The sequence below is a fragment of the Aquisalimonas sp. 2447 genome (assembly GCF_012044895.1).
GTDB lineage: Bacteria > Pseudomonadota > Gammaproteobacteria > Nitrococcales > Aquisalimonadaceae > Aquisalimonas.
The window spans coordinates 1,813,809-1,833,785 of the sequence record NZ_CP050695.1; the positions used below are offsets into that span (position 1 = coordinate 1,813,809).

Annotated in this window: 15 protein-coding genes and 2 pseudogenes; 15 read left to right on the forward strand and 2 right to left on the reverse strand. The window is 61.2% G+C overall.

Features of this window, described 5'->3' with window-relative positions; all coding sequences use genetic code 11:
* The first annotated feature begins 7 nt into the window (after positions 1-7).
* The 12 genes and pseudogenes from KU884_RS08550 (at position 8) to KU884_RS08605 (ending at position 16,500) form a co-directional block, all read left to right on the forward strand.
* The gene (locus tag KU884_RS08550) at positions 8-5,161 is read left to right on the forward strand and encodes a hypothetical protein (protein WP_174813724.1); all 5,154 of its coding nucleotides are present in this window, start codon (positions 8-10) and stop codon (positions 5,159-5,161) included.
* Between the two features lie 39 nt (positions 5,162-5,200).
* Positions 5,201-6,184 carry an IS5 family transposase gene (locus KU884_RS08555; protein WP_167781994.1) on the forward strand — a complete coding sequence of 328 codons (984 nt, stop codon included), beginning with the start codon at positions 5,201-5,203 and terminating at the stop codon, positions 6,182-6,184.
* A 51-nt stretch (positions 6,185-6,235) separates the two neighbouring features.
* The gene (locus tag KU884_RS08560) at positions 6,236-7,510 is read left to right on the forward strand and encodes a hypothetical protein (RefSeq protein ID WP_167782249.1); all 1,275 of its coding nucleotides are present in this window, start codon (positions 6,236-6,238) and stop codon (positions 7,508-7,510) included.
* Positions 7,494-8,162, forward strand: coding sequence for an AVAST type 3 anti-phage proein Avs3b (gene avs3b, locus KU884_RS08565; protein ID WP_217351451.1), 669 nt, complete (start codon positions 7,494-7,496; stop codon positions 8,160-8,162). Before KU884_RS08560 ends, avs3b begins: the two co-directional genes overlap by 17 nt.
* 600 nt (positions 8,163-8,762) lie before the next feature.
* Positions 8,763-9,329: a hypothetical protein gene (locus KU884_RS08570; protein WP_167782251.1), complete on the forward strand. Its 567-nt coding sequence runs from the start codon at positions 8,763-8,765 to the stop codon at positions 9,327-9,329.
* Positions 9,330-9,407: 78 nt separating this feature from the next.
* A complete protein-coding gene (locus KU884_RS08575; RefSeq protein WP_167782252.1) occupies positions 9,408-10,784 on the forward strand; it encodes a hypothetical protein in 1,377 nt (458 codons plus the stop codon).
* 790 nt (positions 10,785-11,574) lie between these two features.
* On the forward strand, positions 11,575-12,939 hold the full coding sequence (gene istA, locus KU884_RS08580; RefSeq protein WP_167782253.1) for an IS21 family transposase: 1,365 nt from the start codon (positions 11,575-11,577) through the stop codon (positions 12,937-12,939).
* A gap of 23 nt (positions 12,940-12,962) precedes the next feature.
* The gene (gene istB, locus KU884_RS08585) at positions 12,963-13,592 is read left to right on the forward strand and encodes an IS21-like element helper ATPase IstB (protein ID WP_167782254.1); all 630 of its coding nucleotides are present in this window, start codon (positions 12,963-12,965) and stop codon (positions 13,590-13,592) included.
* Positions 13,593-13,706: 114 nt separating this feature from the next.
* Positions 13,707-15,228, forward strand: a pseudogene (istA, locus tag KU884_RS08590) (IS21 family transposase).
* Entirely contained in the window at positions 15,215-15,955 is a 741-nt protein-coding gene (gene istB, locus KU884_RS08595; protein WP_167781427.1) for an IS21-like element helper ATPase IstB, read from the forward strand. The pseudogene istA (KU884_RS08590) and the gene istB (KU884_RS08595) overlap by 14 nt, the downstream one beginning before the upstream one ends.
* A gap of 60 nt (positions 15,956-16,015) precedes the next feature.
* A pseudogene (locus KU884_RS08600) lies at positions 16,016-16,171 on the forward strand (ATP-binding protein); the annotation flags it as partial.
* The gene (locus KU884_RS08605) at positions 16,168-16,500 is read left to right on the forward strand and encodes a hypothetical protein (protein ID WP_167782256.1); all 333 of its coding nucleotides are present in this window, start codon (positions 16,168-16,170) and stop codon (positions 16,498-16,500) included. The pseudogene KU884_RS08600 and the gene KU884_RS08605, both read left to right, overlap by 4 nt.
* Positions 16,501-16,578: 78 nt before the next feature.
* Here the strand turns inward: KU884_RS08605 and KU884_RS08610 are convergent, their stop codons facing one another.
* A complete protein-coding gene (locus KU884_RS08610) occupies positions 16,579-17,343 on the reverse strand; it encodes a sterol desaturase family protein (RefSeq protein WP_167782257.1) in 765 nt (254 codons plus the stop codon).
* 195 nt (positions 17,344-17,538) lie between these two features.
* On the opposite strand from KU884_RS08610, the gene KU884_RS08615 reads away from it, so the two are divergent.
* Both KU884_RS08615 and KU884_RS08620 read left to right on the forward strand, forming a co-directional pair.
* Positions 17,539-18,243 (forward strand): metalloregulator ArsR/SmtB family transcription factor, encoded by a 705-nt coding sequence (locus KU884_RS08615; protein ID WP_167782258.1) that lies wholly within the window; start codon positions 17,539-17,541, stop codon positions 18,241-18,243.
* A 146-nt stretch (positions 18,244-18,389) separates the two neighbouring features.
* A complete protein-coding gene (locus KU884_RS08620; RefSeq protein WP_167782259.1) occupies positions 18,390-18,626 on the forward strand; it encodes an anti-sigma factor in 237 nt (78 codons plus the stop codon).
* A gap of 16 nt (positions 18,627-18,642) precedes the next feature.
* Here KU884_RS08620 and KU884_RS08625 read toward each other — a convergent pair whose 3' ends face one another.
* Complete coding sequence (locus KU884_RS08625) at positions 18,643-19,299, reverse strand: class I SAM-dependent methyltransferase (RefSeq protein WP_167782260.1); 657 nt, start codon at positions 19,297-19,299, stop codon at positions 18,643-18,645.
* A gap of 337 nt (positions 19,300-19,636) precedes the next feature.
* Between KU884_RS08625 and trxA the strand changes: the two genes are divergently transcribed.
* The gene (gene trxA / locus KU884_RS08630) at positions 19,637-19,972 is read left to right on the forward strand and encodes a thioredoxin (RefSeq protein ID WP_167782261.1); all 336 of its coding nucleotides are present in this window, start codon (positions 19,637-19,639) and stop codon (positions 19,970-19,972) included.
* Positions 19,973-19,977 lie beyond the last annotated feature (5 nt).

A 19,977-nucleotide genomic window follows, 5' to 3' on the forward strand; every position in this document is an offset into this window, starting at 1 on the left:
GCAGATCATGACTAACACCGACCTCGTCCGTGCCAGTCGCGACGGCGATCAGTTTCACTACCTGTGGGCTGCGCGCCGCTGTCTTTCCTTGCTCGATTCTCACTCCGGGCTTGTCGCTGTAGCAATCGAGGGCGCGTCACGATCGGAAGCCTCAGGCGGCGACCAGATTGAAGCCGGAGAGGAGTTGATTGACGTCGCTGAGTACTACGGTAGTGAGGACATCTCACAGGCTGAGCGGATTGTGTATATCCAGCTCAAGCATTCCACGTATCAGACATCCGAGGCATGGACGCTAAGCGGCATAAAAAGGACGCTAAGCGGATTTTCTGGCCGGTATCGCGAACTCCTATCGCACTTCGATAAGCTCCATATCCAGAGCAAGGTCACATTCTGCTTTTTATCAAATCGCTCTATTAGTCCGAGGCTTCTCGAATCCATACATGATGTAGCCAATTCCAAAACATCTCATCAAACTCAGATTTTCTCTAAGCTAGAGGAAATTACAGGCCTCACCGGCCAAGAGTTATCCGACTTTTGTAGCTTGCTACGTCTTGAAGGCAATGAGGACGGCTACTGGGAACAGCGCAACATCCTTTTCAAGGACGTGAGTGGGTATCTCCCGAATCTCGATGACGATGCACCGGTACAACTAAAAGAGCTGATCACGAGAAACGCTCTCTCTGAAAGCACCGGAGACCCCACGATCAGAAGATTCGATGTTCTCCGTGCCTTGAAAGTCGATGATGACGATCTCTTTCCGGCCCCATGTCTAATCCGGAACGAGCCGAATGCGGTGGCGCGAGAGCAAGAGCCTGATGTCACGTCCGCAATCATTGGCGCCTCGCATAGCCCGATCATCGTCCATGCCGCCGGGGGACTCGGTAAATCAGTTGTCGCCACGCGCATAAGGTTTGGCCTCCCTGAGGGTTCGGTCTGTGTTCTTTACGATTGCTTTGGCAATGGACAGTATCGGAATGCGAGCGGATTTCGTCATCGGCACAAGGACGCGCTCCCACAGATCGCAAACGAGATGGCCGGGCGCGGCCTTTGCCATCCGCTCATCCCGACCTCCAACGCCGACCCGTCGGCTTACATACGCGCTTTTCTTCACCGTCTCCAACAGAGCGTCACGACGCTCAAGGCCAAGCATCCTCACGCTATCCTCTGTATCGTCGTCGATGCCGCCGACAACGCCCAGATGGCTGCTGAAGAAATTGGCGAGACAAGGTCCTTTATCCGCGATTTGCTCCGCGAAACGCTGCCCGAAGGCGTTCGGCTCGTCGCACTATGTCGGTCCCATCGACAGAACAAGCTTGACCCACCCCCAAATGCATATTCTATTGAGTTGCGGCCGTTCAGCCGCAGCGAAACCGCTGCATTACTGCGTCTTGCCTACCCGGATGCCACCGAACACGATGTGGACGAGTTTCATAGGCTCAGCTCACAGAACCCTCGTGTTCAGGCACTGGCCATGTCCTGGGAACGTCCGCTGGCCGAGATTCTGCGAGAACTCGGTCCTAATCCGACCACCGTAGAGGATACGATTGGTGCTCTGTTGGATCAGGCCATCGCCAAGTTGCGCGATGCTGCCGGCTCGATCGAAGGAACCCAGATCGACAGGATTTGCACAGGGCTAGCGGCGCTGCGACCTCTTATCCCCATCCCCGTTCTCGCCTCCATGTCGGGCGTACCCGAGGCGGCGATCAGAAGTTTCGCGTTCGATCTTGGACGCCCTCTGATCGTGACGGATGGGACAGTGCAGTTCTTGGACGAACCCGCCGAGACGTGGTTTAGGGAACGCTACACACCGAAGCCGAACGACCTGTCGGCGTTCGTGGATAGCCTTAGGCCCCTCGTTGCGGACAGCCCGTATGTTGCGTCGATGCTTCCACGGCTCATGTTGGAGGCAGGGCGGTATTCGGAATTGGTTACGCTCGCCCTCTCATCCAAGGGGCTACCCGAGAATAGCCCACTCGAGCGCCGAGAAGTGGAGTTGCAGAGGCTCCAGTTCGCCTTGAAAGCGAGTCTCCGCTCAAAGCACTACCTTGATGCCGCAAAGCTCGCCACGAAGGCCGCCGGCGAGACAGCGGGCGATGACCGCCAATGGACATTGCTTCAGGAGAATACTGACCTCGCGGCGGTATTCCTTGAGCCCGACGGAGTCCAGGAAGTCGTTTCTCGCAGAACCTTCGGGGCGGGCTGGAGAGGATCTCACCACGCCTACGAAGCAGGGCTCATGTCCGGGAATGCCGACCTTGCAGGCGATGCCCGTAGCAGGTTGAGGATGACCTATGAGTGGCTCCAAAACTGGAACCGCCTCCCTGAAGAGGAGAGGCGAACTGAGACAGTTTCCGTTGAAGACATCGCGGAGATCGCGATGGCTGACCTCAACATCCACGGCGCTGACAGTGCAGCTCAAAGTATACGGAGGTGGCGACCGCGAAGCATATCGTTTCAAGCTGGCGTTATTCTCGCTAAGCGACTTGTGGACCACGGTAGATATCGGGAACTGGATAGGCTCTCCCTCGCTGCCGGCAACAACTTGTGCCTCTTGCTCGCGATTACACGCGAGATGCGGGCCGTCCATCGCAATCCCTCAAGGGAGATCACCGAGCGAGCCTTGCGCCTGGTTCTCGATCGCCGCATTGATCTACATGAGCGTGGGTCTTGGGACAGTGACAAGTCAGTCTTGCACGCGGTCGTGACGCTGGTCGAGGCAGCTCTTGCGTCGGGAGTTCGAGACACAGCGGACTTGGTATCCGTCCTGGACAAGCATCTTCCAGAGGAACCACCGCGAGACCTTGCCTTCCCCCATGGAAAGGCGCGGTTCGTTCTGGTCCGCGCTTACACGCTTCGTGCCGCCCTCGCGAACGAGCCCATAGAGCTCTCTGATCTCGCTCACTCCGCATTGAAGGAGCAGCTCCAACAGGACTTCAGGGGGCAGGCTTCCCGAGAGGTCAGAGACTTCAAGGAGGAGATCGGACCGCTTCTGCCGTGGTATCGCCTTTGGGCCGAGACGGTTCTTGTCCGAGTGTCCGCGGAAGAGCTGTCGGATGCGCTCGAGCGAACACGGACTGAAGGGGGGAAGGCGCGGGACATCTGGTATCGCGACCAATCCTCCACCGCCAATGAGATAGCCCGCCTTTGGCTCGATATCCTCGTCATGACCGGCGGTACCGCTCCCGAAGCGGTTGGCGCGTTTGGGCAATGGATGCAATCGCTCAATAGACCGCTCTTTACGACAACACTCACTCATATGGCACGACTGACAGCTCGGACCGCAGGGCTCGAAGAGAAGGCGCTGGAATACGCAAGCCGCGCATTCCATCTCGTCAGAGATGAGCGAGACCATGCCGATGCAAAAGCCGAGACATACATCGGTCTTTCCCGGGCCGTCCTGACACTCAGTCGGGCCGAATCAGAAGTCTACTTCGATGCGGCTGTGGAAGTCACAAGCAAGATTGGCGACGAGGTGATTGATCGGTGGTCCGCAACGCTCGACCTTGCAGATCACGCGGCAACGCCCGAGGTACGCCATCCGCAGATCGCCTATCGGCTAGCACGTTGCGCCGAATTGGTGTACGACTACATGGTCAGAGATAAATACTTCGACTGGGAAGCCACAGTTAAGGCCATAGCGGGCCTTTGCCCATCATCAATCATAGCAATTCTCAGCCGTTGGCGTGACCGCGGTTTCGGATGGTCAGACCGAATCTTACCGGTGGCAATCCGCTCGCTCAGAGAACGCGGTGATCTTCAACCGAAAACCGCCTTGGGGCTTCTTCCAATCCGGGCTGGCTGGGACCTTGCTGTCTGTTTGGACGCTGCTTTGGCCGCTTGTCCTGCAACAACTGAGAAGCAGGCGGCTCTCAACTTCTTCACGCGTTATGCAACTCTGAAAGAACGGGGCTCGAGAGACTGGCGATCGGTCAAGCAGGTGTGCACATCGCATGGACTAGAATTTCCAGGCATCGATGACTTCATCCGAATCGCAGAGCACCGAGAGCAGTCAAGACGCTCCCCGGAAACGTTTCAGCATTCCGTTCTCCGAGAGGAGAATCACGGTGATAGTTCACGAGATTGGGATGCCGTCTTCAATGATCTTGATCTTACACAGTCCACTGAGGTGGCTACCTCTTTCGACCGCTTCCGGAAACACGGCCCCCCCTACTATCACGAGGAGTTCTTTCGCGAGATTTGCCTGAGAGTCCCAATCGGGAAAGAAGCCAGATTCATAGAGGCCGTCAGTGGCGTCACCAGTTTCGATTTATACGACTATCGCAGTTTATTTGAACAGCTGCCCGAATCGTGGAAGAGTCGAATTTCCATCGAGCCGGCACTTGCGCGCCTCGTCAGGACCTTGGTCAGCCGATTCTGCATGGAGATCACAAAGAGCCGTTATTATCAGAGCTTCCCATTTGGATTAGCCTGCGAAGCAGCCGGCCTCAACGAGTCGGATCTGATCGAGGAGGTTCTCTCTGCTGTCGGCGAGGCAACCCAGATCTTCCGTGCCAACCGCTTGTTCACACTTGTCGGCCTCTTGGCTGCGAAGCTAACCGACGCTGAGGCGCGTGAGGCGCTTTCCTTCGCTCTCGACCTCACGGAGGACTCGCTGGAAGAGGGTGACGGCGACGGCTCATGGTCAGAGGCGCTCGCACCACCTGGCGATATCGAAGAAGCTGTTGCCGGATACCTCTGGGCGGCACTAGCCGCACCTGAAGGTAGCTATCGCTGGGAAGCGGCGCATTCGGTGCGGGGCATGAGCGCCTTGGGGCAAGCGAATGTGTTGAGTCACCTCATGCGTATGTTTGTAAAGGGTGGTGGAGGCCCGTTTGTGGATGCGCGCCTACATTTCTATGAGCTACACGCGAGGCAATGGCTTCTGATCGCCTTCGCCCGAGCGTCGAAGGAGAGCCCAGCGCTGATCGTTCCTCATGGCGAGCACCTCTCCCAAATCGCGCAGGGCGGAACGGAACACATTCTCATACGGGAATTTGCAGCCCGCGCCGTACTGGCGCTAATTGACAGTGGCCACCTTACGGCATCGACTGAGGAAAGGAAGCAGCTCGCCGACGCAAATCAGTCATCCCTTCCTGTCGTTCGGTCTAAGGAAACGCTGATTTATTCGCCTGCTGCCGTTCCGCGTGCAGGCCTGAGTTGAGATACTAAGCCCTGGTGCACAGCAGCGAGTCCGAGACCGATGCAGCGAAGCTTCTCTGATCTTGAGTACGCCGGGAAGAAGAAGGTCACCCGCCGGGAGCGATTCCTCAACGGCATCGACGCCGTCGTACCGTGGGCGGCGCTGGTTGCCGAGCTCGAAGCCTTCTACCCGAAGGGCGGCAAGCGCGGTCGACCGCCGATTGGCCTGGAGCGGATGCTGCGGATGTACATCGCGCAGCAGTGCTTCGGGCTCTCGGACGAAGGCATCGAGGACGCCATCTACGACAGCCAGGCGATCCGGCAGTTTGTTGGTATCGACCTGGCCCGAGAGGACGCCCCGGATGCGACCACGCTGCTCAAGTTCCGGCGTCTGTTGGAGCGCCACGGGCTCACCCGCACCATCTTCGAAGCCATCAACGCGCACCTTGCCGAACAGGGCCTGATGCTGCGCGAGGGCACCATTGTTGATGCCACGCTGATTGCCGCGCCGCCATCGACGAAGAACCGGGACAGCGCCCGGGATCCGGAGATGCACCAGACCAAGAAGGGCAACCAGTACTACTTTGGCATGAAGGCGCATGTGGGCAGCGATGCCCACACTGGTCTCGTTCACTCGTTGAAGAGCACGGCGGCCAACGTGGCCGACGTCACCCAGACGCATCACCTGCTCCACGGTGATGAAGCCGATGTCTTCGGCGACTCGGGCTACCAGGGCGCGGACAAGCGCGCCGAGACCGTGGGCACTGAGGTTGACTGGCACATTGCCATGAAGCGCGGTCAGCGCCGAGCACTCACCACCAGCAGTCTCGACCGGCTGCGGGACGCCACTGAGCAGGCCAAGGCGAAAGTACGGGCGCGTGGCGAGCATGCTTTCCATGTGGTCAAGAACCTCTTCGGGCATCGCAAGGTGCGCTATCGCGGCATTGCCAAGAACGAAGCGCAGCTCTTTGCGCTGTTCGGTCTTGCGAATCTGGTGCTCGCGCAGCGACGAATGCCGGCGCTCCAAGGGAGGACTCCGTCCTGAGGGCGGAAATCGAGGCGGGAAGACCGCCTCGATAGGTGAAATCAGGCCGAAATGGCCTCGGTTCCGGCCGATATCCGTCTTCGGCAACCAGTTTTGGGCGCTGAGAAGGCATTAGATCAGCGCTTCCCTAAGTTCCACGAACGGATGCATCTGCGTCCGACTGGTTCATCCGAAGGCACCGACGATGACCGCTTCTACTTCGGCATTGACATGGGGCCATATTGGTTCGAGCCGTTGGGTAGGTGCTTCGGAGTGGCGCAAGGCGAGATCGAGCGCCGCGCTAGAAATGTAATCCGGGTAGACTGGGAACTTAAGGATAATGATCGGTGGCATGACGATCAGCGCGCTCGCCGGGGCGCGTTTAAGGGCAGAGAGACTTACCACTCGCACGGTTCGTATCCGCGCACCGACGATCTCCACTTCTATCTTTCCTACCACGCAATGATGGTGGTCGCTGGGCGCCTGCTAGCGACATGTCCTCTTCACGAGGATCCAGAGGACTCGTGGGGAGATTTCCATAGTTGGTTCTCCCGCCACGATCTCTCGCGGGCGGATAACGGCTGGTTGGCCGACCGCCGCGACCCAACGCCCCTTGAATGGCCAGATTGGAAAAACGAGACGTCGGCCGAAGGCTGGCGCTGGTCGCTAGTGCGTGACGACTTCTACAGGGTGCTTTTCGGTTCGGACGGCATAGTCACGGTGTGGGGCGACTGGACGGCCATATCCGGCGAACGCAGGGAGAATGCTCATATCCGGAGCGCGTTGGTCTCCACCGAACACTCGCGGGCCCTAGTTCGGGCTCTTCAGACCGTCACCAATCCCCACGACTATCGTATCCCCGGCGCAGGCGACGACAGCGAGATCGAACAAGGGGGGTTCCTGCTCAAGGGGTGGGTGGTGCAGCCGATGAACGAGCTCGGCATTGATAAGCACGACCCGTGGGCCGGCGACATCAGCTTCCCACCCATTCAACCGGCAGAATTCGTTGTGGATTCGATGGGTCTCGCCTCAGATCCAGAGCATCGGGTTTGGCACTCAGCGATCGAGGGCCACACTGAACCCGTACTCTGGTCTCGCCTGTGGGGCCATTTTCAAGATCAGGAGGACGAGGATGAGCAAGAGAGCGGTCAGCGCTTTGAAGCCTCCACTTCATTCATTCGGGAGCTACTTAACACTACCGAGAATGACCTCTTGGTGGAGGTCGAAATGAACCGCCAGCGGAGATTCTCTCGATACTCCCACCAGGAAGATGAGGGTCTCGGCTACATCACACCTTACGCGAAGCTATTTCTGATTCGAGGCGATGGCAGTGTCTACACAATCTAAGGCGATCCTGGCCCTTGGAAAGAAGCTCGTCGAGGAATTCGAGCTTGATCAGAGCGTCGACACACTTGGACGCTGGATGGCACACCATATCGCCGAACTCATACATGATGCTGAGAACGCAGAACTCGAAGACCAACCGTCCAAGCAGGAGCGGTGCGCGTCTGCGATCCTCGAATTGTGGCGACATCGTGCGGAGCTACCAAATGGCAAGCGCCCGTTCGAGGATGTTGAACCCATTCTTCGCGCACTTGAGAGTCTCGACCCTGGCGATGAGACGCCGCGGTACTTTCGACGACCAAGAATGGTGGCCGCTGACGCGGAACCCGACACAGAGGTTGAAAAGTGGCTTGATATCGCAGATGGCGTTGATTTTACAGCGAGGCAATTGATCCGTTATTGCCTCGTTTGCGCCTCCCAAGCTGCGCAGGATAAGACCGCAGAATGGGTCGCGCTAGCCGAGGCTGCTGGTCTCGATGATGACGTAGATGTCAGAGCGTTGCGCATCATGATGGCAGAAGCGGAGCTGTCTGGCGACGAAACCACTGGGGATGTGGAGCGCAAAGAGCTTGAGGATCGACTCAGCCGCCTGGAGGCTTTTCAAGAAATGGCGGAGGGGTTAGCGGCTGATCTCCGGAGCAAACTCACCTCATGAAGCGTCCGAACGCGGGACCAGCCCTCCAACATAAAAGCAAGGGCCATGCCCAAGGATACCAACTCAGCGGACGGAGCTAAGTCGCCGGCCCCGGACTGGTGGTTGCAGCTCTGGAACGCGTGCTGGAAGTCGGTGGGTACTGAACCTTGCCGGGATTTCCGGAGGCTCGTTGGTGTACGTCGCGCCATACCGAAAGCGGACTTCCGTTTCTGACGAGCCACCGGCAGCTTCGGGTCGCATGCGGCGGATCATCGCCGTGAGGCAGGCCGCCCTTGGTGATCGCCTTGCCCAACAACCGAAAGACGCAGGAGCACCATCCGCGCTTCCTTGTCGTCGCGTCCCGACTAAGTCACCCTGACCAGAAGGTTAATAAAAACGAGGGCACACGACATGACAAGCACAAGACGATGCCTCACGGCTAAGACTGCGGTGTACCTTGCACTGCCTTTGCTAGGGCTTGCCCTAAGCGGTTGCCTCAGTGGAAGCTCGGATTCATCAAACGGAACCAACGGCGGGAGTGGTGGTGAGCCCGACGTCGCATTCTCTGGAGTGTACTCGGGGACCTCTACCGACCAGGGCGGAACGTACGAGATCGATGTCTTGGCCTATGACGGGGTGATCAAGGGCTTAAGCTTTGACGCCGGGGCGCTCTACGAGGGGACCTACACGACGTCGGGCAACAACTTCGAAGGAATGGTTGATGCGTGGGAGATCGGTGGCAGCTGGTTTGCGCTGTTCTCCCTGGATGGGGAGATTGACGAAGACTCGGGGCTCGAAGCCGATTTCGAGCCGATCGAGGGGGCCGGCGGCACGGGAAGCCTGTCGGTCGAGAGAGCTTCGGATTCGGATCGCAACCTCACATGGACGCTGGTCTCTGGCACCTACGGATACGAAATCGATGGTCATTTGTTCCAGTTCACCATCAGCGTCGATGGAAGCCTGGAGGGAGGAGACAGTATTGACTGCTCGATCGAGGGGGAAGTCGACATCCCAGAAGAAAACCTAAACATCATGGAGCTCACGGCCGAAACGACCGGCACTTCCTGCCTAGAAGAAGGGACCTACAGCGGCCTGGCAACTTTGCAGGATGACGCTGGCGCTGATGTCTTTACGTTCGCAGCCTCTGGCCCTGACAGCATTTATGTCGACGCCCTGCCGCGCCGATAACTTCTTTGAAGCGCAGGGTCATTAACGGACAAGACGGACGGCGAGGGGTTGCCGCCGAAGATTCTACAAGGGGGAGATATGGCTGATCGGCCTAGTTTTGTCGTGAACGGCGAGGTCGCTCGCCTGATCCCGGTGGTGGCGGATACAAGCAAGGAGCAAAGGGCGGCGTCGATCCTGCTCGCGGCACTCCGAGGCGTATACGAGTTCCGGCAAAGCATGCTGGGCTCGCTGGGAGTTCGTGTTGGGAAGCGTGCTGAACTTGAGGCATGGACAGAAGTGAAGCTACGTGATGACGGTAAACGGACGCCTGCGAAGCATAAGCGGGATCGCCCGGACGGTTTGATCAGCCTGCACACCGGTAAGAAGCAATGGCTCGCTCTGGTCGAGGCAAAGGTCGGCAACGCGGAGGTCGACGAGGATCAGCTCAAGGAGTACCTCGCGCAGGCCAAGGAACACAAGGTCGATGCCGTCATTACGGTGACAAACCAGTTCGTGGCCATGCCTTCCCATCACCCCGTGAAGGTGCCCAAGAACCTGACCAAAGGTGTCGAGCTCTACCACTGGTCTTGGATGTATGTGCTGACCCAGGCGACGCTGCTACTGGAGGAGGGGGAAGTCGACTCCGAGGATCAGGAGTTTCTCTTATCTGAGGTCGTTCGATATTTCGGCCATGACTCCAGCGGTGTCACCAGGTTCGACAGCATGAACCGAGAGTGGAAAGAGGTCGTCGGCAAAGTCAAAAGCGGAGCCAACCTGTCCAAGTCCGCGGAGGACGTCGAGAATACGGTGTCCAGTTGGCACCAGGAACAGCGAGACTTGTGCTTGGTAATGTCCCGCAGGCTGAGCCGGCCGGTGAAGTTGCGCTTGGCGCGTGCACATAGGACCGATCCTCTAAAGCGCCTCAAGGACGATGCCGAATTCCTCGCGAAGGAGCACAAGCTGAGTTGCGAGTTGGAGATTCCTCATGCGGCGGCGCCGCTGCTGGTGACAGCCGATCTGGACCGCCGCACGATCACCTGCTCCATGCGACTGATCGCCCCACAGGACAAGAAGAGCACAAAGGCAAGAGTCAATTGGCTTGCGCGCCAGCTCAAGGGTGTGGCCACCGACGGCATGTTCGTGAAAGCAGTTAGGAATGGGCGCGCTGAAGACACCCAGTTGGGGCTGGCGGAAGTGTTGCAGGATCCGGCCTGCCTCGAGTCCGCGAACACGAATAGCGTGGCCACGGCGTTCGAGGTGTTCTACATGCTTGATCTGGCCGGAAAGTTCGCGGGCAGCAAGGTGTTCATCGAACAACTGGAGCAAGCGGTTCCACACTTCTACGAGCAGGTCGGACAGAAACTGCGCCCTTGGGTCGCACCGCCACCGCGCATTAGCCGGCGCGATCCAGCCGATGCGAAACAGAGTGACTCAGAGATGGCGGCGGAACAGTCGGAAGAAGTCGACGAGGAATAGTGGGCACCAAGCCGAGCAACCGGCTGACTACTCGGCCTAAACATGACCAACTGCGCCTGGCTTCCCTAAGAGTTGCTTACGTAGCGGCTTAGGGCTGCTGCGATAGTCTGCGTGTCGCTCTCCGGAAAGCTAGGTTTGTAGACTTCCCAGGGGCACCGCGGACACTCCGACGCTATGATCCGTATTCTCCAGTACCGCCACTATCGCATCGCGTACTTCAGCAGGCGAAACGAGAGCGTCGATATCCTCGGCGTGTTCCATGGTGCCATGGACATTGACCGATATCTCACGTGACTCTTAGCCCGAACTCGGTTCACGGCCCGATGCCGACCCTGAGCGGCCGGTCAGTGGCACTCTTCCGAATGTCTGCTTCCTATGATTGCCTAGACATTGGTGCGCATAAGCTGCCGGTGATGGGCTTACGCAGTCGTACGTTTGATGGCCACCTAAGATCCGCGGTCTTTTGGATCCTCTTGGCGTGCGTTGATTGGGTAGCTGTGTGTCGGGCCGTGGAAGGGTTGCCACAGCATGCGATCCAGGCGTAGTTCGCGGGGGTTGCGTATTCCGGCCCATCGTGACCGCCCATTCCGATTGATCGTGACCGCTGATTCCGGCGCATCGTGACCGGCGATTCCGGCCGGAGCGTGACCGATTTTGGCCTTGGCGCCGGAATCCGCGGTCACGGTCCCGGAATCGCTGGTCACGATACCGGAATCGGCGTGGTGTGCGCTGGTAATTCCCTTTGACTGCAGGCATATAGCTCTCTTTTCACTGTTCCCGGGGAGAGGGCATGCCGGCACCGAGGATTACCATGCGACAACTCAGCGAGATTCTGCGTCTCAAACACCAGGCCGGACTCAGCCACGCCCGCATCGCCGCCGTCCTGGATCTCTCCAAGGAGGTGACGCTGCAGTTGCTCTGGGCGGAGTACGCGGCCGCCCACGGGGCGGGGGCGCTTCGCTACAGCCAGTTCTGCGAGCGCTACCGGCGCTGGCGCGCCCTGCAGCGGCGGTCCATGCGCCAGCAGCACCGGGCCGGGGAGAAGCTGTTCATCGACTACTGCGGCCCCACGGTCCCAGTGATCGACCCGGGCACCGGCGAGATCCACCCCGCGGCGATCTTCGTCGCCGTGTGGGGCGCGTCGAGCTACACCTATGCCGAGGCCACACGCACCCAGTCGCTGCCCGACTGGATCGCCTCCCATCAGCGGGCGCTCACGTACTTCGGGGGCTGTCCCATGCTGCTGGTCCCCGACAACCTCAAAGCCGCCGTCACCCGGGCCTCGCGTTACACCCCGGAGGTAAACGACACCTATATGGAGATGGCCCGGCACTACGGGATGGCGGTGCTGCCGGCACGGCCCTACAAGCCTCGGGACAAGGCCAAGGTCGAGGTGGCCGTGCAGGTGGTCGAGCGCTGGATCCTGGCGCGGCTGCGCCACCACACGTTCCACTCCCTGGCCGCGCTCAACGCCGCCATCAAGGATCTGCTCGTCGAACTCAACGAACGCCGCCTCCAGCGCCAGCCCCACAGCCGCCGGGAGCTGTTCGAGCGCCTCGACCGCCCCGCCATGCAGCCCCTGCCCGCCGAGCCCTACGTCTACGCCGAGTGGAAGTACGTCAAGCCCGGCATCGACTACCACGTCGACATCGACCGCCGACTGTACTCCGTGCCCCACGCCCTGGTCGGTCACCGCCTGGAGGCGCGGATCACCGCCACCACCGTGGAGATCTTCCACAAGAGCCAGCGCGTCGCCGCCCATGCCCGCCATGGCCCCGGCGCCCACAGCACCCTGGCCGAGCACATGCCCGCCGCCCACCGCAAGCACCAGCAGTGGACCCCGGGGCGGTTCCTCAACTGGGCGCAGGCCATCGGCCCGGCAACACGCGAGGTCATCCGCGCCCAGCTCGAAGGCCGCCCCCATCCCGAGCACGGCTACCGCGCCTGCCTCGGGCTGCTCAACCTCGCCCGCCACTACGGCAACGCCCGCCTGGAGGCCGCCTGCGCCCGCGGGCGGGCCATCGGCTCGCCGAGCTACCGCAGCATCAAGTCGATCCTCAAAAGCGGCCTTGATCGCGCCGCTGTGGAGGCGACCACTGAGACCCAGGCCCTGCCGCTGCACGCCAACGTCCGCGGCCCCGGCTACTACCACTGATCCCGCACCAGGAGAGACCGATCATGCTCAACGAACCGACTCTGGAGAAACTCCAGGCGCTGAAGCTCACCGGCATGCGCGAGGCCCTCGAAGACCAGATCGCCCAACCGGCCACCCAGGAGCTCGCCTTCGAGGAACGCCTTGCGCTGCTGCTCGACCGCGAGATCCTCGCCCGCGACAACCGCCGGCTCACCCGGCTGCTCAAGGCCGCCCGGTTGCGCATCCCCGGCGCCTGCCTGGAGGACATCGACTACCGCCACGCCCGCGGACTGCAGCGTCCACAGATGGCCCAGCTCGGCTCCTGCCAGTGGATCCACCACCACAAGCAGAACCTGCTGCTCACCGGCCCCACCGGCACCGGCAAGACCTACCTCGCCTGCGCGCTCGGCAACCAGGCCTGTCGTCAGGGCCTGTCCACGCGCTACGTCCGCCTCCCGCGGCTGCTCGAGGCCATCCACATCGCCCACGCCGACGGCTCCTACCCGCGGCTGATGCAGCAGCTCGCACGCACGGATCTGCTCATCCTTGACGACTGGGCCATCGCGCCGCTGACCGCCAGCCAGCGCCAGGACCTCATGGAGCTCATCGAGGACCGCCACGGCCTGCGCTCGACACTCATCGCCAGCCAGCTTGTCAACGGCCAAGTAAATTGACCCCCTGCTGGCCAACAGTTTTGACCCACCTTCGGGTGGCCGTTGGGCCACAGACATGCGTAGCGTCCCGGCCTCGACTGAGGCGGCAGGGGCGCGGCAGTGAAGAGGTGGGTTGTGATACACAAGATCAAGGGGCTCTACGACGACGGCCGCGGGCTGTCCATCCGGGCGATCAGCCAGGAGCTGGGCATGTCGCGGAACACGGTGCGCAAGTACCTGCGCATGGACGAACAGACGGTGTGCGCGCTGCAGTCGGATCGCTCGCGCACCAAGCGGCTGGATCTCCAGCGCGACTACATCGCCTATCTGCTGGATCGCTATCCGCGGCTCACGGCGGTGAAGATCGCCCGCAAGCTGCGGGAGAAGCTCGGTGACCTGGACGTCTCCGAGCGCAGTCTGCGCCGGTATGTCCAGCAGATGAAGCGCACGGTGGCCACGGCGCAGCAGCGCTACTATGAGCCGGTTTTGGATCTGGTGCCGGGCGTGCAGTGCCAGGTCGACCCCGGCGAGCTGCGCGGGTGGTCATCGGCGGCGAGGGGCGCACGGTCTACTTCGTGGTCTTCGTGCTCGCCTATTCACGGCTGATGCACGTGGGGGTGTCGCTGCGACCCATCGACACGACGACGTTCATGCACATGCACGACGAGGCCTTCCGCGCCTTCGGCGGTGTGCCCGAGGAGTGCGTGTACGACCAGACGAAGATGGTGGTCATCAGCGAGCAGTTCCGGGAGCTCACCCTCAACGAGCGCTTCCATACCTACGCCACCGCCGCCGGTGTGCGCATCCACGCCTGCGAGGGCTATGACCCGGAGAGCAAGGGTAAGGTCGAGGCGGGGGTGAAATACGTTAAGGGCGACGGGCTCTACGGCGAGACCTTTGCCGATGAGCAGGCACTGCGCGGCCACCTGCAACACTGGCTCGACACGGTGGCCAACGAGCGCTGCCACGGCACCACCGGTCGGGCGCCACGGGAGCTGTTCGAGGCCGAGGAGCGGGCCCATCTGCGTGCCTATCTCACGCCCCGGTGTCTCACCGCCGTCGACCCGGCGGCCACGGTCCGCAAGGTCGACAAGACGGGGCTGATCGCCTGGCGGGCGAACAAGTACTCCGTGCCCATGCGCTACCAGCAGGGCCGCGTCGGGGTCGTTGATGACGGCAGCACGCTGCACGTCATGGATCTGGAGACCGGCGAAGTGGTCGCCACCCATGGACTGTGCGCCGGCAAGGGCGAGACGGTGCGCAACACCCACCACTACCGCGACCACGCGCAGCGCGTGGCGGATCTGGAGGCGAGCATCCAGACCCGTCTGGGCAGCGCCCTGGGGGAGCAACTCTGTGGCCAGCTCAAGGCCACCGACCCGCGGATCTACAAGGACCAACTGCGTGGCGTCCGGGAGCTGCTGCGCCGCTATCCGCAGGCCGACGCCGGGCTACTCGCGGAACTCGCCGACCGCCCCGGCACCAGCGCCAGCACCGTCAAGCACTACCTCGAGGCCAGCGAGCGCGCCGATGCCCGCGGACGGGACGATACCGCCGGGACCGCAGCCGCCTCGCGGCTGCCCGACACGGGGCTGGAGGCGTACGCCCGCCTTGCCGCCCCAGCGGCCACCAGGAGGTGACCCATGAGCCGGCTTGAGGACACCGCAGGGCGCTACCGTAGCCTGCGCTGCAGTGCCGTGGCCACGGAGCTGCCGGATCTGCTCGCCCGGGCCGAGGACAACGCGCTGTCGTATCTCGCCTTCGCTGATCTGCTCGCTGAGCGCGAGCAGCACGCCCGCGAGGCCAAACGCCTGCAGGCCAACCAGCGCAAGGCACGGCTGCCTGGCGACAAACGTCTGGAGGCGTTCGACTACCGCCACCAGACCACGATCACCAAGCGCCAGGTCAACGCCTTGCTCGACTTCGGCTTCGTGGATAACCGCGAGAACCTGGTGTTCATCGGCCCGCCCGGGGTGGGCAAGACCCACCTGGCCATCGGCATCGCCCGGAAGGCCCTGGAGGCCGGTTACAAGGTGGCGTTCCGCAACGCCCTAGCCCTGGTCGAAGAACTCGAACTCGCCGAGATGAAAGGCGAGCTGAAGAAGAAGATCAGCCACCTGGCACGCTTCGATGTACTCATCATCGATGAGCTCGGCTACCTGCCCATGAGCCGCCAGGCACGCTACAACCTCTTCCAGCTCATCCACAGCCTCTACGAGTATCGCTCGGTGATCCTGACCACCAACAAGGACTTCACCGACTGGGGCGAGTTCTTCCACAACGACAACGTCGCGGTGCCGATCATCGACCGCGTCATCCACCACTCACACATCTTCATGCTGGGAGGCGAGAGCTACCGACTCAAACAGAAAACCGCCGGCTAGTCACCGGCACCCGGGTCAAAGTTGTTGGCCACGAACGGGTCAAAATAAATGGCCATTGACAGCCAGCTCCCCGTCGAGCACTGGCACGACTACCTCGGCGAGCCCACGCTCGCCGACGCCATCCTCGACCGGCTGCTGCACAACGCCCACCGCCTGCCCATGAAAGGCGCGTCCATGCGCCAGACCACAACCACCAACAAGGAGGCCGATCAATGAGCCCCTGGGAACCCGGCCTGTCGCGCAACACGCGCTTCCACCTGCGCCTCGGTGAGCGCCGCACCACCGTCATCCTGGATACACTGCTATCCAGCTACCTCGCCATCCGCCTGGGCCTCGAGCCCGAGACACCCCTGGCGCATCAGGCCGTGCGGCGCTGGCTACAGCACCGCCTCGATGAGCACAACGACCCCGGCCGCGTCGCCGTCAGCCAGTGGCTCCAGCGCGAGGTCCTCACCGTCGTGGCGGATACAAAACTATCCACCCACTACGCCAACTGGCTCCTCGACGGCACGCCTCCACCACCGGTCGCGCTTGACCCATCGTGACCGATCACGCTCAATGAACACGGCCCAGCGCACACCGCGCCGCGAACCGGTCACGAACAGCGGAATCAGCGGTCACGTTCACCGGAATACGCAGGGGTCACGGAAGAGGTTGATACCGATGGTCATTCCAGTATGGCCGTCCCGAGGCTGATCACGGTACGTGCCGAATAGCCGATCCCACCAAGGTAGGTTGAAGCCGAAGTTGGAGTTGGTCTCGTTCGGGTGCCAGGAGTGATGCACGCGATGCATCTCTGGGGTGACGACGACCCAGCGCAGCAGGCGATCAAAGGTACGGGGCAAGCGTACGTTCCCGTGATTAAACATCGAGGTGGCGTTAAGCAGTACCTCGAAGACAAGCACGGCGATGGCTGGGGCGCCTAGAATGATGATCACCCCCGCCTTAATGAACATGGAAAGCAGGATCTCGATGGGGTGAAACCGCAGCCCGGTTGTTACATCGAAATCGAGATCCGCATGGTGCATGCGGTGCAGCCGCCAGAGCATGGGGACGGCATGGAACAGTACATGTTGTGCCCAGATAGCGAAGTCGAGCACGATCACGCAGATCAAAACCAGCAGCCAGTAGGGCAATTCGATCAGGCGCAGCAACCCCCAGCCCTGGGCCTCTGCGAACAACGCTGTGCCGACGGCTGCTGCAGGAAAGATTACGCGCACCACGGCCGCGTCGACCAAAACAATGCCCAGGTTGTTGAGCCATCGGTAGCCGCGCTTCACGCTCCACTCCCGCCGCGGTGCGCATACCTCCCAAAGCGCCATCAGAACGAACACACCGGTAAACGCACCCATGCGCACGAGCGGTTCTTGCACGAGCAAAAAGTCCATAAGCCGTCCCCTTACCTAGTGCTCTGCTGTTCGGAGTTGCCGCGCTGCCATCGCGATCGCCGGTGTCCAAGCCAAGCGCAGACCGTCGTGGAGGCGCTCGGTGTCATAAAGGGGGCGATGATGATCAAGCTGACCATGGCGCTTGCTTCTGGTATATTCAATTGATGAATTGAAGAATCATTCCAGGAGTCACCAATGTCAAGCGAGCGTCCTGCCAGTGACCCACCGAACGAGGCGTGCCAGTCCGGCTATCGCCAGGAAGTGTTCGACACGCTCTCCCAGGTCGGTCGGGCGCTGGGCAATGGCAACCGGCTGGAACTGCTGGAACGCCTGGCGCAGACGGAGGCATCGGTGGAGGTGTTGGCGCACGGCACCGGTCTCTCCGTTGCCAACGCCTCCCAGCATCTGCAGCACCTGCGCCGGGCGGGCCTGGTGACAACGCGCCGGGAAGGGCGTCAAGTCGTCTACCGTCTGACCGATACCCGCATCATCACGCTAATGACACTCATGCGCGAGATCGCCGAGACCAACCTCGCCGAGATGGAGCGACTTGTCGGCAAACTCTTTGCAGGAGACGACGCCGGTGGTGCCCTGGAGCCGATGTCCCGGCATGCGTTGCGGGCGGCACTCGACAGCGGCGAAGTGACCTTGCTCGACGTTCGCCCGGAGGAGGAGTACCAGGCGGGTCACCTGCCGAACGCGATCAACGTGCCCATCGAGAAGCTCGAGCAGATGCTGGAACGCCTCCCCCCGGATCAAGAAATCGTTGCCTACTGCCGCGGCCCCTACTGCGTTCTGTCGCATGAGGCCGTGCAACTCCTCCGGCGCAAGGGCTTCCGCGTGCGCCGCTATGAAGAGGGATACCCGGAGTGGAAGGCGGCAGGGCTGCCTGTTGACTAGATGCGGTCACAGAGTCCGGAGACCTGAAGCACAGGGCTGCGGATTCCACGCATCGATTGTCAGTCAGCGTTGCTGGTATGGGAATCGAACAAGCAGCCTGCTCCAACTGTTGGAGAGCAGTTGCGCTTCACAGGTAGATGATCACGATGCGTGAGAACCGGCTTTCATGCGAAGAGCTGGCTGAGAAGCTCTTCGCTTATCTGGATGCGGACCTGGATGAGACCACCAGCGCCCAAATCCAACGTCACCTGGAGACGTGCGACGCATGCCGGAGCCGAGTGGAATTCGAGAAGCGCCTGCGCACCAGGGTTCAGGAATCTGGAACCCAGCAAGCACCGAGACAACTGCATCGACGTATCAAGAAGATTCTTGATCGCCATTGACGGCAATCTGAGGCGCTCACGCGGAGTCCCTGGAAATATCCGCCACGACCAGGACAAAGGCGCCCGTGCGGAGCCACTGCGGCCACACGGGCTCCGCGCACTGCGCGAGTCGCCCGCCACCCGGTAGGTGAACGGCGGTCCGCACATGGACATTCTTAACGGGGAGGCCTTCGAACAGCTCGGCAGCTTCGGCCGTCGTGTGCCAATGCGCACCCTGGTAACTACCACTGCCGCCGTTCCGGCCCTTCCGGAACCAGAGAACGCTGCGGCGATTCAGCAGGCCCATCGCCACCCGTCGACGCGCAACGCGCACCAGTTCTTGCACAGCAGCGCGTTCTTCCTCAACGAAACAAAGCGCTGCGATCGAAACGACGAGATCAAAGCTGGCGGCTGCATACGGTAAGGAACGTGCGTCGGCGAGGACGTAGGACGCGCTGGCGGTCTCCCTGCGACGCGCATACGCGACCATGTCTGGGCTGATGTCGACGCCGGTCGTCGGCCCTCCGATCGCTGAGGCAAGAGCGCGTGTGAAGTAACCCGTGCCGCAGCCAACATCGAGTAGGGATTCGCCTGGGTGAGGTTGCAACCCTCTCAGAAGCAACTCGACCTCGCGCTGCGCGATCCATTGGCCTCGGGGGGTTTCGTACCACTGATTGTAGGTCTCTGCATCCACCACGCCTGACCCGGGTTATCGAGAAGAATGGAAGCAACCTGAATACCCGGACGCTGCTTGGCACAGGGAACCGGCGCCCCTTGGACGCCCTGAACTGAGCAAACGTGCGCACCCACCGCACCCGTTTTTCTCTCTAACAGGGTAACCGGTCTGGCCCATCAGGTGACGCAAGGATGCGGGAAGGCAGCCCATTGACGACCCCACATCGCTGCATTATTCTATTTTCCAATAGAACGTCGAGAGACAGAGGACTCAATACAGTCCTCACACCTCGCTACAGAACCACGTGGGATTTCCCCATGCTCGTGCGAACCGACGCGATCACAGGAGAGTAAGCATGACGATTGATGTTTCCGCACAGGATTTCGAGCAGAACGTACTTGGGAACGACAAGCCGGTACTGGTGGACTTCTGGGCGCCCTGGTGCGGCCCCTGCAAGATGGTCGCGCCCATCCTGGACGCCCTCGAGCAGGGCATGGGCGACCGCCTGACCGTGGCGAAGGTGAATGTGGACGACAACCAGGAGTTGGCGGGCCAATACGGAGTGCGGGGGATCCCCACCCTGATGCTCTTCGACAACGGTGACCTGATTGCCCAGCAGACGGGCGTCATGAACCAGGCTCAGATCACCGAATGGCTGAACAAGCATCTGAGTCTGGGCGCCGCTAGCTAAGGCAA